We start from the raw sequence: 13,929 nt of genomic DNA, 5'->3' as shown, positions 1-13,929 counted from the left end.
CATCGGGCCTTGGGCTCAGGCTTTCCCTTCGCTCAACGCAGATGGGTCGGCATCAGGCGCGCTCATAGCCATACGACGCCCAAATGTCCCACACGGCATCGGTCTGCAAGAACTCCTTGAACGCATTCGCGGCATCGATGTCCTGGGCGCTCTCAAGCTGAGCTGCGGGAATCACCTTCACCATGGAGTCGAGGTCCTTCGTGTCCACGATGACCACATTGTCGTCGCTCACGTTCTCCTTCCACACGATGCCGACATCTCCCTCGCCGTTGCCAAGGGCCGTCGCGATTTGAGGCGCCGTAGTCGTAGTCGTGATGACCCCCGACGCCATGAGGCTCTCCCAAAGGCCTGCATTGGTAAGCGCATTCATGGCTATCTTGCCGATGGGCGTGGACTCGGGGTCGCCCACGAGCACGCGCTTTGCGTTAGCGAGGCTCGCAAGCCCGGTGATGTTCTGCGGGTTTGAGGCGGGCACGGCAAGCACGGGAATATGCTTGACGAGGTCCTCGCTGGACGCGATAGCCGTCTCGACCGGCTTGAGCTCCTCCTTCGACCCCGCGATGAAGAAGTCGCCGGCCCCTGTCGTGTTGATCTGCGTCTGGATCTGGGCAGCATTGGCATAGGTCACGCTCATCTCGCATCCGGTTTCGCTTTCGAACAGATCAGCTATCTCGGCGAAGGGGTCTGTCATTCCCGCGCCACAATAGATATCGAGATGCTGGCCATCGAGCGAAGCGGCGTGGGACTGGGCAGACGAGTTCGCCGAAGACGAGCTTGCCGGGGCCGTGTTGTCCGGCGAAGAGCAGCCCGCCAAGAGCACCACCATCAACGCCATCCCAACAGCCACGGCTGCTGCAATGCGCCTTGCTCGGATATTGTGCATGGATTGCTTCATGACTTCCCCAACCTCTTTTCCAGTTCGTTGCTGACATGTTTATATATTCTCATACGAGAATATTCTCTATTCAATATAATACAGTATGTGACGGTCGGTCAATCCGAGAAGATGCGAACCAGCAACGGCCAGGCAATGCTTGCGATCAAGACACGTCATGGAAGCCATAGAGTCCGAATAGAAAGGGATGCCATGAAGATTTCAGCACGCAACCAACTCAAAGGAACGGTCAGCAACATTCAAGAAGGTGCCGTAAACGGCGTCGTGACCATCGACGTGCACGACACCAAGATCAAGGCGGACATAACCATGGAGGCGATACGCGACCTCGGTCTTGAAGTCGGCAAAGAGGCCTCCGCGATCGTTAAGGCCAGCTCGGTCATGTTCGCAACAGACATCATCCCCAACATATCCGCCCGCAATCAGGTCAAGGGCAAGGTTGTGGACATCGAGAAGGGTGCCGTGAACGGCCATGTGGCCATCGAGCTCCCCTGCGGCTGCAAGATGAAAGGCTCGATCACCAACGAGGCTATCGAGCAACTGGGGCTGGCAAAGGGCAACGATGCGGTCGCTATCGTCAAAGCGACCGAGGTCATGGTCGGTGTGGAGTAGCTAACCGCGCTTTAGCGCGAAAGGGTACGAAGGCATGCTGTTCGGCATGCCTTTTTCTTCGAATGACTTTCTTGCATTATCCTTAATAAAGAATAATACCTTGCTATTATGAAAGTGCTCTAGGCAAGGATCCCTCCCCTTGCTCCTTTCTTCTCTCGCACCGATACGACCTAATCACTCCCTTTAGGGCTGTATCGGTGCACTCTGCCTTATTTTCTCGCTTTATAAACGCCCGCCCTCAAAAGATTCCAGCTGGCGGAGCTTGCAACATACGTATGCAGGCGACGGCCCCGACGAGGGCGGCGGACAGGCGAGCTGGAACGCCATGACTCGGAACGGAGGCAGCGGCGTTGGCGATATTGTCCCGCCCCTATTTCCTTCAGGGGGGCTCTCTTGACTCGCATGTTGCAGCTGACAGGCCGCCTTCGGTGTGATGACAGTTCGCTTGTCGTTCCACGGTGCCGCGACCAGGCATCCTTCGCCGTGCCATGATGTGCCCATGACATCAACGCGGCGAAGGAGGCGAGGGCAGCAGCCTTGGGTCACGGTATCCCCGTCCCGGATGACACCGAACGGGAATACTGTCACCCAAAGGGCGGCCCCCTCAGGCCGCGTCTTCCGCCCTGACCTGGTCGACGCTTTCCTGCTTAATGGTCGGGATGCGGACGGCCATCAGGTAAAGAAGGAAGACGGCCACGCATCCCAGAACCGCCCACACCAGCGGCTTCTGGACGACCAGCGCGCTGGCGCCCATCATGGCGTACGAGACGCCGACCAACCGGACCTTCGTGGACAGGGGGATGCCCCCGGCTTGCCTGAATGCGGCGACGTAGCGCTGATGCACCTTCGTGGAGCACAGCCATGCGTGCATGCGAGGGGAGGATCTCGCGAAGAGGAACGCGGCAAGCAGCAGGAACGGAGTGGTGGGAAGCACCGGGACAACAACTCCGATGCAACCCATCGCGAACGAAGCCCATGCGCCTGCGATCTGCAAGGACCTTGCCAGCCGCCTCATGGCCCCGACCTCCTCTTGCCCATTCCTGAAGCTCCTCGCGGTGGAGCGATTCCCATCATGCCGCGGCTGCGCTTGCTCGAAGGGCGCCGCACGGGCATTTTACCGGACGGCGTCAGTGCGGCAGGCTTCGGTAGCCTTTTCGTTGCGAAAATGAGCCGATAACGCGGCCTAAGCCAAGGGAGCGGTTCCCATAGCCCATGATTCGATAATGCGCCGGGAGGCGCATGCAGGGACGCCGCGGACGCTAGCTTAGGAGACCGCCGACCAGGGCCAGCACGCCCCCATCGATGCCAGTCATGGGATAGCGCTTGTAGCTGCTCTCGCGCGTGCGCAGATTTGATGACATTATCCCCGTCCCCTGTCATCCCGTCATCGTCCCGTCCCCTGTCGCCCTCGCAGGTGTCGCCTCGCTTGCAATAATGCTGGCCAGCTCGTTTGCGAAGAGGCTACGGTTATGGATTCTAGACATCGACGCCTTTCTGCGGGTCTATGCTTGAAGCCGATAACGCGACCCGACGCGTATGGGCAACCGGCAATACGGCTCGACACACAGCGGCAACCGAGCAGCACGAGCCGATCGCGCACCAAGGATGAAAGGATGTGACGAATGAGCAAATTCGACCCCTTGTGGGAATACATACAAAAGACCGGCGAAGATGAGCTCACGCTCACTTTCGATCAAATACGCGATATCGCAGGAATCCCCATAGACCACTCGTTCCTCCAATACAAGAAAGAGCTTCCGGGCTATGGGTACGAAGTGGGCAAGATATCGCTGAAGAAGGAGACGGTCGACTTTTCCAAGCTGGACCAGGCATAGAGAGAGTAGAAGAGCTGGAGTCGAAGGGAGGCGTGATAGACCCAACAGGGGGCATGAGCCTGCTCTATACGCTCCCCTGCCACAACGTCCAAGGCGATGCGCGGGACATCTCTTTCGGAACAGAGCGGCAACTGAAAGAAGACGCCTATCTGGAGCTGACCGTGGAGCCGATCCGAGGCGTGGTCGGCTGGAAAGAGGTCAGCTTCGATGGGCTCCCGTCTGAGGTGCAGAAGCGCATGGGGCATAACTATTGGTATTGGCACAGGGGCCGATTCCCATCACCCACTCCAAAGAATCTGATCGAAAACCCTCCTGCGAGGGTTTTCGCCATTTTGGCCACGATTGCATGAGTTCCAATTCCAGAAGCGGATAGGGCTCGCCCGCATCATCGGTCTCGCGACGGCCGACCATTTGCCAACCGCAGCGTTCATAGAAGCCGCGGGCTTGCGGGTTCTGTTCGTTGATCTCGAGCTTGCGCGCGCCCAGCTGTTCTTCGGCGTAGGCCAGAAGCTTGCGGCCAACGCCGTTGCCCCGCTGATCGGGAGCAAGGAAGAGCATTGCGAGTACGTCACCTTGAACACCGGCGAAGCAAAGGGTCATTCCGTTGTCGTCTTGAGCTATTGCCAGCGATTCGACTTGCTCAATCGCGTCGGGAACATAGTGTCCTTCGTCCGGGCCGTCCACGAACCTCTGGAACAGCCTCCGGCAAGCTGTCAGGTGCAGGAACGTTCCTAGTCGCCTTGAGCCCGCACGTTCGCTCGAGCACCACATCAGGCTAGACAAGGTCGAAGCGCGTGCATCCATATCCGACTGAATAGGGAAGATGTATTCCCAATTTGGGAATACATCTCCATAAGGCTGTGCTAAATCCCCAACCGAAAGATCGAGCATCCAAGAGATACCGATTACTAAATCTAGCAATCCGTGTCAGCCCACGATCTCAATGTATTCGTCTAAATCGCGTCTCACTCCCATGTTCTCCCCGTAATCCTTCACGTATCCAATGCGTAGGATCATCTGAACCGGGAGATCCCTTCCAAGCTCAGACTCTAATTGCGCTCGCGTCTCATTGACCTCTAATGCCGCGCTCATGGGTTGAACGGAGATATTCAATCTGGTGCAAGCTAGCCATACCCTGATCGTTTCCCGGCCAACGTCAATGAGCTCTTCAGGAGAGTCTCCGCCCGTTATCGCCAGAAACGCACCGCAGTTGCGAACCTGGTTTTCTGCTGTCTCGATGCCCTGCCGCGCGAACGCATCGCCTTCGGCGCTTTCGCGATTTGTGGTCAGGTAATATAGAACCTTCATTATGCGGCCGAGTCCAAGCATCTCTGCCGTAATCCCGTCTCCGGTTTCCCTGACCTCGTCATCCGAGTAGCGCATCCATTGTGCCAGCTCTTCACGGAAAGCCAAGTCGTCAGCCTGCATAGCCACTGCGGAAAGAGTCGCATCCGCTATTGCTCGGTATCCTTCTGTCGATTCTGGATAGCAAATGGTGCTCTCGCCGAGACCTTGCAAACATTCGCAATGAATCGGCTCTTTGCTGAAAATGCGTTTGTCTGTATGCCGCTTCTTCAATATGCTGACTTTTGCTGTATCTATGCCGCCCGTCCTCCACTTTTCAAAGGTCAGAGTAGCTGAACCGTCCGCATGTACTTCTACGTCGGCGTTGCGTCCGTACGCTTCGAATGCCTCTTGCAGCGTTTGGATGTAGCACCCTAGCGTGATGTACGACTCACGCCGATCTGGATCGGATGCCAAGAGGGGCCTAGCATCGTCGAGCTGTATATCCACTATCCCGCTTCGCTCGTGAAGTGTGACTTTCCAGGGTTGAGAGTTGTGGCTGTTGGGGGCAAGGGAGCCCAGGTAGAGAATTTCGCTCGTTTCTTGGTCAACACCGTCCAAGTTTGTTCTCGGATTGAGCCTGAGCGGACTTCCAAGCATCAGCATAATGACGCAGCCTCCTATTACGATTGATAGCGCAATGACCCCCATAGCGATGAGTTTCCTACGCATATTCGGCCCCCGATTCAACGAGGTATCCGTTTACCAAGCCCAAAAAGGCCCTGGGCAGGAATGATTCGGCTAGTCCAATCTGGTTGTAGTAGGAACTTTTCCGCTCGTACATGCGCACAATGCCGGTGATTGCACCCCAGAAATACATTGCGGTTTCCGAATAGCTCAGCGAGTCTTTTATGAGCCCCAATTCGACTCCTCGATCCATCATGATCGTCGCGACTTTTTCAAGCTCTTCACCAGTCGCATAGATTTCTCGATATGTCATAGGGAGATCGGGGTCATCAACCGCAACATCAATCTCGTCTATCATGGCATCGAAGTACAAGGGTGAGTCCTTGCAGCAATTGTGGATGGCGAAGCATATCTCCAGATAAGTCTCGTACCAGTGAGCAACCGTAGAGGTCTCCGCTTCGATAATGCCGTTCAGCTTTGTTAGCAGCTCAAGCATATGCTGATGCACAACATAGAAAAAGATTTCATCCTTGTTTGCGAAGTAAACGTAAAGCGTAGCCTTGCCGTAGTTAGCAACCTCGGCGATCTCGTCTACTGTAGTTTTCTCAATGCCTTTTCTCTCGAACAGCATTTCGGCTGCCCGGGCGATATTTGCTCTATGGACTGATGGTGCCTCTTTTTTCCTTCTTGCCATGAGCTCTCCTTATAATTGAACTGTGAGTTCAATTATAAGGAGAGCTCATGTAAAAGCAAGGGATTTGATGGTGGCATGTTCCTGATTTAAGGACACCCGTTCATAAAATGCCAACTTCTTTTCTCGGCAACACTCGACAAAGCTATGTTGTCTTCGCGCTCTAATAGGTATGTCGTCCTAATCGAATAAGTACGTCAATTACCGGACCGAGGGGCGTCTGCCGTTTGGGTAATTGACGTACAGTTCCCACAGGGTGACAACTGAGATGGATGCCTCTCATCTGACATTCCTAGGGGCTACCATCATCCGATCCTTCGCTATGGAACGGTGGCCCTGAAGCAGGCTTAGTTTCGACGTTTGCTTATTTCGCGCGTCCAGGTTTCCAGGACAGAGATATCCGCTTCCAATTCATCAATAGTTGGTGAATTCGGCAACGCCGTTAGCGGATCGTCATGAGCCTCGATAATTGCCGAGCATCGTGTCATTGCGGCAGTAACTGTCTTTACATCATCGTTATTAATGTCCGGAATATGCCGGAGCTGCTGGGTATGAACTTGCGGCTTCATCCTTTCGATAACACCATTCAGCAGAACCTCCTCAACAGCACGCTCCCATGCCGCGCGCAACCTGCTGTAGCACGCCTGAATGTCTCTATCTTGAACCGCATCGTCCTGATATAGATCAGCTTTTATGTTCGCCCTTATACGCTGAGATTCTGCGCGTAACCCTTTGATTCTGTCTCTGTTCTTGCACGCGCTCCAATCCAGCTCATTCGATACGATTCCGGCCAATGATCCCTTTCGCCGAACAGTTCGATATTCACAGTTAAGAGATGCTTCATCGGACAGTCTCGTGAGATAGCTACAAAAAACAGGATCATGCGTGAAAACGACTACGGGTCTCAATGCCGCCTCATCAACAATTCGTTTAGCTACAGCTTCTCTCCATCTGTGATCTAATGAAGTCATGGGGTCATCTAAGACAATAGTTGATGGATGCTGGATTACATCTACCTGAGCGAAGAACCCCGCAATGGCAATTATCTTGCGTTCTCCCTCGCTTAGCACCGAAGCAGTTTTCGCCTTCAGAACGGTCTCTTTAAGAACGATTTCCTGCACTTCGCGTCCGGCCTGGGTCTTAGCGCCAAAAACCACTGGAAGAGCATTGGCGTGAAGGCGATCCAATTCTTGCCGAAAACTAGCAGACATTTTCTCAACTATTTCCGACTTTGATAGCTCAGAAACCAAAGAGCTAATTCCTCGTGTGCTGCATTGCTTTTTCGCTTTGTCCAACAAAGCCATCGTATATCTCGTGCGCACATCGTCCAGTATCAGCTCAGCGTTATCCGCGAGCCAACGACGTGTTTGCAGCATTAAATACTCGGAATTCAGCTGTTCGAGGAATCCCGGTTTAAGCTTTTCTTTCAAGGCGCCGACTTTTTCTTGTAACGCGTCCAATTCCTTTCTGACAGAGAACCCTGCGCTCTTGGTTGACTCGCATAACTGGGTTAAAGAGATCTTGTCTTGCGTAGAAAAATCAAATTGCTGGAGCGCTGCAATAAGCTCATCCATCTCATCCCGAATCGTATTGTTCTCTATGATGGCGATACTGCCTTTTTCGTTGATAACGGATTGAGCACTTGAAACAAGCCCGTCCAAGAGTTTTTTCAGATTGGCGTCTTTCTTGCATTTCGCAGTTTCAGCAGCACCGCTCATGAATCTCTCAAATCCTCCGAGGCGCACTTTCGTATCTGGGAGTAATTCTTGCTGACAGAGTGGACATCTTGCATCATCGCCAGTATAGGGAAAGGAGTCCCCTTTGTAGGCATGGCCCTCGGAATATGCTTTCGCAGCCCACCACAAGGCCTTCCATTCTTCGCTGCCAACACCTTCAAGAGAGGATGGTTCAGATATAAGCTTTTGTGCAGCAAGAACTGCGGATTGTGCTTTCTCGCTCTCGTTGCGTGCTGCGTCAAGCGCGGTACAAAAATTAAGATCACAGTGTTTATACAGCTCCAGGAGCTTCCCCCGTAATTCGCTCAACTGCTTTATTTTTCTTTCAACAACCGGGAGTTCCGTACCTGGATCACTCTTCATCTGAATTGGCAATTGCTCAAGCCGCGTGGCTTCTTCATCGGAAAGTGCGACCTTTTTAAGTTGTTCTTTAGCCTTGTTCTCGTCAGAGCAATTTATGAGCATCGCAAGTTGAGACGACTCCTTGGCGTAATCAGGCGCAGAGGCCACTGATATGTTGATGCGAAAATCGCCACTGTAGTCTTTGATTGTCTCTGCCACACTTGAAACAATGGAGGACAAACGTTCAAAAATAGATAGTATTGGAGGAACATAGAGTACTTCGTTTGGCTTTCCTGCGACTTCTTGCAATGCGCACGCAGAATCGAAGAACATGATCTCAGGGTACTGCGGAAAACCAACTTCGCCTGATGTCCATTTATATATCAAAGGTTCTCCGTTTATCAAAACCTTATAAGTCGCAACCGAAGATCCAGTTGTTTTGAATACATTTGGCAGAACTTCAGCGGCACCAGCGCGAGAAGTGCACGAGTTCCTAATTAGACGGCTGAATCCTGATTTTCCCGAACCGTTCTCTCCATATACGACAGTTATTCCATTGTGCTCTAGTTTTAATTCAGCGTCGTCTGTCAGGGCGTTTACTCCCTTATTAGCTGTTACCGAATCCAAGACGATTGTTCTTTCGGAAGACTCAAGCGATAGCAAGTCTTCCTCGGTAAACTCTTTTAGTAGTGGACCATTCTCGCCAAAAGACACTTCCAAACCGTTCTCCTGGCACGCTTTTTGGGTAATTGACTCAATGATTTGGTTCGTCGCTTCATCCACAACTGCAACATGCAACGCAAATGAGAACCATTTTGGTTGCCGACTAAGCCAGTCCGTTATCTGTTCGCCTATTGTCCTCTGCTTTTGATCCACATAGCACCTCTAAGAAAAGCTCTTAACTGCTCTTAACTACTCTTAACCGAGCAGTTTTTCAGATATCTCATAATACTGAGAGGGATCAGTCTTGTTTCTCCCTCGCCAAACCAAAACCTCCATGTCGGCCAGATGCTTTAGAACACGATTGGCAGTAAGCTTTGATATTTCGGCATTTTTGGACAACATCGCTGTGGTGACGCGACCTTCCTCGATTGCCAACCTGAAAGCGATGCGTTCGTTATCGCTCAATTGAGCATTTGGAATCGAAAGCAAGGCCGACATGTCACCATGCGTCAGGGAGGTCGAGCTCGTGCCTTGATTCTGCTCATAGTGATCAGGATCTTCTTCTGATTCCAGCGGCAGGAAAATGCTCGATCGCTCGGGGTTCACTTGCTCGGTAAGCACTGGTCTTCCATAACCTGCGGAAGTCCACTTCTTCACCATGTCGGGAATGCCGCCTCCGGCACGCTCACCGACACTGATGAGCGTGAACATCTTCATCATGGTCTCGTTGCGCGGATCGGAGTTGCCGCCGATGTAGGCATCTTTCAGTCCGACACGGAAGCCGCCGGGGTTCGCAAAGTGCAGGCCGTCCTCCTTCCACAGGAAGACGACACCGCGACGCTCGTTGTAATCCGCGTTCGTGAGGCAGTTCGCAAGAGCCTCGCGCAGAGCGTCATGCGCCTCCGTCTCGTCGATGCGCTCGCTGTTCTCATCGAGCCTGAAGGGCACGTTGATAGCCTGTTTCATGTTGTTGAAGACGCGCCGGTAGAAGTCGAAGACATTGCCCGACCAGCTGTCATCCTGCGAGGTGATCCTGCCCTGCCATCTCTCGTCTGTTCCGAGCTCCTGACGGTAATCCAGGAAATAGTGCGGGAACTCTGCCATGATGCGCCACTCTTCCCCGAACATGAGCAGACCCGCGCTCGTCGGATGAACCTTTCCATCGCTGCCAGCCTTTGCGGCACCTATCCGACAAAGGAACTCCTCGTCGGGCAGGTCTGCCCAGGCGTGCCCACTGTGGTGCAGCTCATAGCTTCTGCGATACGAACCGATGGTTTCCGCAAATAGGTCGTCCACCGTCAGGTTCTCGTGTATGCGGGTGTCGATGGACTCGTCCGAAGCATCACGGTACATCGCCTGTATCTCGTTAGTTGCGCAACGATAATCGCCCTTATGATCGCGCCGGTGCGTGCCCGTGACGGGATTGCCGTTCATATAAATCGGCCTCAAGTGCCTGTCGGCGCGGGGAACCTCTACGACGATCAGCTCTTTGCCATCGACGCTCTCGATGTTGGCATCCTTGTCGGACATGACACAGCAGGACAGCTTGTCTGTGCTGTGTGCGGCATTCCAAAAATCGTCGAGCATCTTATCGGCATCATCCAGCCCCACCACTTCCAAGGTACCGTCCTTGCGTTCCTTGGCTCCGAGCACGATGACTCCGCCCTCAGTGTTGGCGAAAGCAGAGATCGTCTCCCAGATGCTCCTCGGCAGGCCACCTTGCGCGGCTTTGGCTTCGAGGCGGTTGTTCTCCTTGTATGTTTCAAACTTGGTTAGATCCATGCAGCGACCTTTCTGGTTCACTCCATTCTACAATCCGGCGCACCGTCCCGATACCGTGCGTTCCCTAAAGCGGAACATCGACGCATTGGCGGGAACTTGGCCGCGCCATCAGACCCCCTTTCCGCGCCTGCCCCCCCCGGTCGCCTTGAGCCCGCACGTTCGCACGGCACCGGCGCACGCGCAAGGGCCGCGAAAACTTTTCAGGCGGATGCGCCCCTTCCCATGTCCTCTCGAAAACTCGAAGCCCTCCGGGTTTCGCTTTCCTCCCTTGCGCGTGCGTCGCCGCTGTGCGGGACACGTGCCACAAGGCGAGCCCAAAGGGGGCGAGCCGACAAGACTAAAGGAGGCCTGAAAGATGGAAACGACCAAGATCCCGCTCGCGCAGTGCGTCGAGAGCAGCTACCAGAACCGCAAGGAGCTGGGCGACGTCTCGGGGCTCGTGCGGAGCATCGAGGTGAACGGCCAGACGAAGCTGCGCCAATGGGCACACGAGGCCTACGAGGCGGCCTACGAGTGCGAACTGGACGATGCCTGGGAGGGCTTCAGGGAGCCGCGGGGCAAGGCGCTCGACCAGTTCATCCTCATGCGCACCATACCGAACTTTGGTCAGCGAGACATTAGGCCTGGCCCTTTATCTCACGCACCCCGATCATCTGCTGTCGGAACGATCTGGCGAGAAAGCTTTTGAGGCGTTCTCCGTCCATGTCCAGCTCGCCCGTGATCCACGCCTCGAGCACCGATGCCGACGCGCGGACGCAATACTCCACCGCCTCGTCGCGGCACCGGGGTCCGATCTGCCTTTCGACATCGACGAGCTCCCGGTGCGCGTAGATTCGCAGAAGTCCGGTCGCCCTCTCGTGTAGCAGCACCCTCAGCGTTGGCCGTCCGAACCGGTCGAGCAGCGCCCTGAAAACCCGCTTCCTCGCAGATATCTGGTCGACGAACCTGTCTACGAACTCATCGAAGGACGCATCGTGGTCGATTTGCGCAGCCAACTCGCTCGCCTCCCTTTCGGAAAGGTAGCCAACGAGCTCCTCCATCCCCCTGAAGTGGTAGTAGAAGGTCTGTCGGTCCACCCCAGCCCTTTCCGAGACCAGCTTCACCGTTATGGCGCCGCGGCCGTCTTCGAGGAGAATCGTCAGCAGGGCGTCGGCCAGGGCGTTCCTCGTCTCATCGCCCTTTTTCCCCATGGTTCCTCCAAATCCATACACATCGGAGATGTGTCTATAGATTAAGTTTTCTTACATTTGTATGATTTTCTCAATCATACCTGACTTAAAAACTGGAGGAAAGCAGACTTGAGTTCCGTTGTCCCTGTCCTGCGAGACGCATTCGCCACCGCCCGCAGAAACCCCCTGACGTACATCGGTCTCGTGGCGGTGCCGCTCATTGTGGCGCTGTTCGGCCTTCTGTACGTCAACGTGTTCATGGACCCCTACGAGAAGATGAAGGAGCTCCCCGTCGCAGTGGTAAACCTGGACGAAGGGGCACCCGTCGATGACGCATGGAAAAACTACGGCGACGAGTTGGTCGAGGCCATCCAAGAAGACGACTCCGCACTTTGGACGACTGAAGGGCCGGAGCTCGTCGAGTCAGGGATCGAGAACAGCGAATACTACATGGCCGTGGTGGTTCCCGCCGACTTCAGCGAGCGCGTAGCGGCGGGTCAGACCTCCTCGCCGGAAACCGCTCGCATCACCTTCTTCAGCAATATGAGGAAGAACTTCATGCTCTCGACCCTCTCGTCGAAGATGGAGACGGCACTGCACGAGACGGTCAATGAGAAGATCGGCGCACAGTATGGGGAGGCACTGGCCGAGGGGCTCTACGATGCGGAGGAGGGATTCTCCGATGCCGTCGACGGGACGACCCAGCTGAAGGACGGCACCTCTGAACTGGCCGAGGGGATATCTGCGCTTTCCGACGGGGCCGGTGAGCTAGGACGCGGCACCGGCGAGCTGACCGAGGGTCTCGGCGAGCTGGCCAGCGGCGTGGACGAGTTGGATCAGAAACTGAACGGGAGCGGCAGCGCCACCCTGTCAGGCGCGGCTTCCTCGGTGGAAGCGGGCGCAAAGGAGCTCAAGGAGGGTATTAGAGCGGCGAGGGAAGCCTCTTCGGCTGTTGCCGTCGGAATTCAGACCGTGAATTCCGGCCTGACCGATGCCGAAGATGCGGCCAGGAACCTGGAAAGCGGCATCGCCGAGATCGTTGCCGGGTGGAAGGCCGGAGCGATTCCCGCCGAAGCTGCCATGGCCGCCATCGAGGCGAACCTGCTGCCCGCAGCTGAGAGCCACGCCCTTTCAAGGGGAATCGGTCGCGCGAGTGCCGCGCTGGGCGGCAGCGGCGACTCCGGCGACGGCAGCACTATAGCCGGCGCAATGGGGTCTATTGAGGAGGGCTTGACCCAGGCGGAAGAGGCGCTGGGCGATAGCGAGACCCCCGGCACGCTCATCTTCGGTGCCCATAGTGTGACTAACGGCATTGGGTTGGCCAGCAGTGCGGTGCGGAGCACCACTGAGGGCGCGCACCAGCTGCAAGAGGGCGCTTCGGCCTTAGCCGACGGCGCATCCTCTCTCAGCTCCGGGGTGAGCGAGCTCAACAGCGGGACAGCGGAGCTGGGTGAAGGAGTTGCCAGCCTGCAGGAGGGGCTCTCCGAAGGGCATGCAGCGCTCGAAGAATCACTGACAGCCACGTCGACGGAGTACGGAGACTACATCGTCGCTCCCGTCGAGATGGAGAGGGATACCTATGGCGATCTCGACGCCTTCGGCTACGGCTTCGCGCCCCTGTTCCTCACGCTCTGCCTCTGGCTCGGGTCGCTTCTGCTCTTCTTCATCTTCGACCCCTTCCCCTCGAAGAACATGGAGTACGCGGGCCGCTTCGCCGCGGTGTTCGGGCGGTGGCCCCTGTATCTCGTGCTCGTGGCGCTCAACGTGGTGGCGGCGGCCGTCGGGGCTATGCTGTCTGGCGTTCCGAATGCCGGCACCGGACAGTTCCTGCTGTTCCTCGCCTGCGTCGGCTTCTCTTTCTTCTGCATTCTCCAGCTGTTCAGCCTTTTCGACATTCCCGGGAAGGCCCTGGCCATCGTCGTCCTTATCGTGCAGGTGGTATGCTGCTCGGGCACGTTCCCGGCGGTGCTGGGCGAAGGATTTGCCTCCGACGTGCCCCCGTTTCTTCCATTCACCTACGCCATCGACGGCGTTCGCGCGTGCATGAGCGGTACGGATCTGAGCGCCGTCCTTTCGGACGAAATCGCCCTGATGCTGTTCGCGCTGGCCTCCGTGCTTGCCTCCCTTATCCTCTATCCTCTTGCCTTGAAGATGAAGCGGGAGCGCGACGAGGCCACCCTCAAGGCTCTCACGCTCGCCCACGCCGATCCTCAGCACGCGCAATGACATAGGA

At 55.6% G+C, this 13,929-nt stretch carries 12 protein-coding genes and 1 pseudogene; 5 read left to right on the top strand and 8 right to left on the bottom strand.

What is annotated here, in order from left to right:
* Window positions 1–52: 52 nt before the first annotated feature.
* Window positions 53–847: a molybdate ABC transporter substrate-binding protein gene (modA, locus tag NFR19_RS04565; protein WP_251212610.1), complete on the bottom strand. Its 795-nt coding sequence runs from the start codon at window positions 845–847 to the stop codon at window positions 53–55.
* Window positions 848–1,087: 240 nt separating this feature from the next.
* On the opposite strand from modA, the gene NFR19_RS04560 reads away from it, so the two are divergent.
* Window positions 1,088–1,507 (top strand): TOBE domain-containing protein, encoded by a 420-nt coding sequence (locus tag NFR19_RS04560; RefSeq protein WP_251212609.1) that lies wholly within the window; start codon window positions 1,088–1,090, stop codon window positions 1,505–1,507.
* A gap of 604 nt (window positions 1,508–2,111) precedes the next feature.
* Here NFR19_RS04560 and NFR19_RS04555 read toward each other — a convergent pair.
* Window positions 2,112–2,522, bottom strand: coding sequence for a YbaN family protein (locus NFR19_RS04555; RefSeq protein WP_251212608.1), 411 nt, complete (start codon window positions 2,520–2,522; stop codon window positions 2,112–2,114).
* A 607-nt stretch (window positions 2,523–3,129) separates the two neighbouring features.
* Between NFR19_RS04555 and NFR19_RS04550 the strand changes: the two genes are divergently transcribed.
* Entirely contained in the window at window positions 3,130–3,342 is a 213-nt protein-coding gene (locus NFR19_RS04550) for a hypothetical protein (protein ID WP_251212607.1), read from the top strand.
* Window positions 3,343–3,395: 53 nt separating this feature from the next.
* Window positions 3,396–3,518, top strand: a pseudogene (locus NFR19_RS08975) (DUF1093 domain-containing protein); the annotation flags it as partial.
* Between the two features lie 22 nt (window positions 3,519–3,540).
* Here the strand turns inward: NFR19_RS08975 and NFR19_RS04545 are convergent.
* The 5 genes from NFR19_RS04545 to NFR19_RS04525 form a co-directional block, all read right to left on the bottom strand.
* Window positions 3,541–4,233, bottom strand: a complete 693-nt coding sequence (locus NFR19_RS04545; protein ID WP_251212606.1) for a GNAT family N-acetyltransferase — start codon at window positions 4,231–4,233, stop codon at window positions 3,541–3,543.
* A gap of 36 nt (window positions 4,234–4,269) precedes the next feature.
* The gene (locus tag NFR19_RS04540) at window positions 4,270–5,337 is read right to left on the bottom strand and encodes an Acg family FMN-binding oxidoreductase (RefSeq protein ID WP_251212605.1); all 1,068 of its coding nucleotides are present in this window, start codon (window positions 5,335–5,337) and stop codon (window positions 4,270–4,272) included.
* 13 nt (window positions 5,338–5,350) lie between these two features.
* Window positions 5,351–6,007 carry a TetR/AcrR family transcriptional regulator gene (locus NFR19_RS04535; RefSeq protein WP_251212604.1) on the bottom strand — a complete coding sequence of 219 codons (657 nt, stop codon included), beginning with the start codon at window positions 6,005–6,007 and terminating at the stop codon, window positions 5,351–5,353.
* 344 nt (window positions 6,008–6,351) lie between these two features.
* Complete coding sequence (locus NFR19_RS04530) at window positions 6,352–8,958, bottom strand: AAA family ATPase (RefSeq protein WP_251212603.1); 2,607 nt, start codon at window positions 8,956–8,958, stop codon at window positions 6,352–6,354.
* Between the two features lie 42 nt (window positions 8,959–9,000).
* Entirely contained in the window at window positions 9,001–10,527 is a 1,527-nt protein-coding gene (locus NFR19_RS04525) for an RNA/DNA-binding domain-containing protein (protein WP_251212602.1), read from the bottom strand.
* Window positions 10,528–10,882: 355 nt separating this feature from the next.
* Between NFR19_RS04525 and NFR19_RS04520 the strand changes: the two genes are divergently transcribed.
* The gene (locus tag NFR19_RS04520; protein ID WP_251212601.1) at window positions 10,883–11,215 is read left to right on the top strand and encodes a hypothetical protein; all 333 of its coding nucleotides are present in this window, start codon (window positions 10,883–10,885) and stop codon (window positions 11,213–11,215) included.
* Here the strand turns inward: NFR19_RS04520 and NFR19_RS04515 are convergent.
* Complete coding sequence (locus tag NFR19_RS04515) at window positions 11,145–11,717, bottom strand: TetR/AcrR family transcriptional regulator (protein ID WP_251212600.1); 573 nt, start codon at window positions 11,715–11,717, stop codon at window positions 11,145–11,147. The two genes, NFR19_RS04520 and NFR19_RS04515, sit on opposite strands and share 71 nt — an antisense overlap.
* A 108-nt stretch (window positions 11,718–11,825) precedes the next feature.
* Here NFR19_RS04515 and NFR19_RS04510 point away from each other — a divergent pair, with 108 nt between their 5' ends.
* Window positions 11,826–13,922 (top strand): YhgE/Pip domain-containing protein, encoded by a 2,097-nt coding sequence (locus NFR19_RS04510; protein WP_251212599.1) that lies wholly within the window; start codon window positions 11,826–11,828, stop codon window positions 13,920–13,922.
* Window positions 13,923–13,929: the final 7 nt, after the last annotated feature.

It is taken from the genome of Adlercreutzia murintestinalis (assembly GCF_943192905.1).
Lineage (GTDB): Bacteria > Actinomycetota > Coriobacteriia > Coriobacteriales > Eggerthellaceae > Adlercreutzia_A > Adlercreutzia_A murintestinalis.
Note: the sequence above shows the minus strand (reverse complement) of the source record. Positions and strands in the feature narration are given on the sequence as shown.

Excerpts from the sequence above, each read along its gene's own strand:
- NFR19_RS04560 (WP_251212609.1), top strand. The coding sequence starts at position 1,088 with ATGAAGATTTCAGCACGCAACCAACTCAAAGGAACGGTCAGCAACATT.
- NFR19_RS04555 (WP_251212608.1), bottom strand. The coding sequence starts at position 2,522 with ATGAGGCGGCTGGCAAGGTCCTTGCAGATCGCAGGCGCATGGGCTTCG.
- NFR19_RS04550 (WP_251212607.1), top strand. The coding sequence starts at position 3,130 with ATGAGCAAATTCGACCCCTTGTGGGAATACATACAAAAGACCGGCGAA.
- NFR19_RS04545 (WP_251212606.1), bottom strand. The coding sequence starts at position 4,233 with ATGCTCGATCTTTCGGTTGGGGATTTAGCACAGCCTTATGGAGATGTA.
- NFR19_RS04540 (WP_251212605.1), bottom strand. The coding sequence starts at position 5,337 with ATGGGGGTCATTGCGCTATCAATCGTAATAGGAGGCTGCGTCATTATG.
- NFR19_RS04535 (WP_251212604.1), bottom strand. The coding sequence starts at position 6,007 with ATGGCAAGAAGGAAAAAAGAGGCACCATCAGTCCATAGAGCAAATATC.
- NFR19_RS04525 (WP_251212602.1), bottom strand. The coding sequence starts at position 10,527 with ATGGATCTAACCAAGTTTGAAACATACAAGGAGAACAACCGCCTCGAA.
- NFR19_RS04520 (WP_251212601.1), top strand. The coding sequence starts at position 10,883 with ATGGAAACGACCAAGATCCCGCTCGCGCAGTGCGTCGAGAGCAGCTAC.
- NFR19_RS04515 (WP_251212600.1), bottom strand. The coding sequence starts at position 11,717 with ATGGGGAAAAAGGGCGATGAGACGAGGAACGCCCTGGCCGACGCCCTG.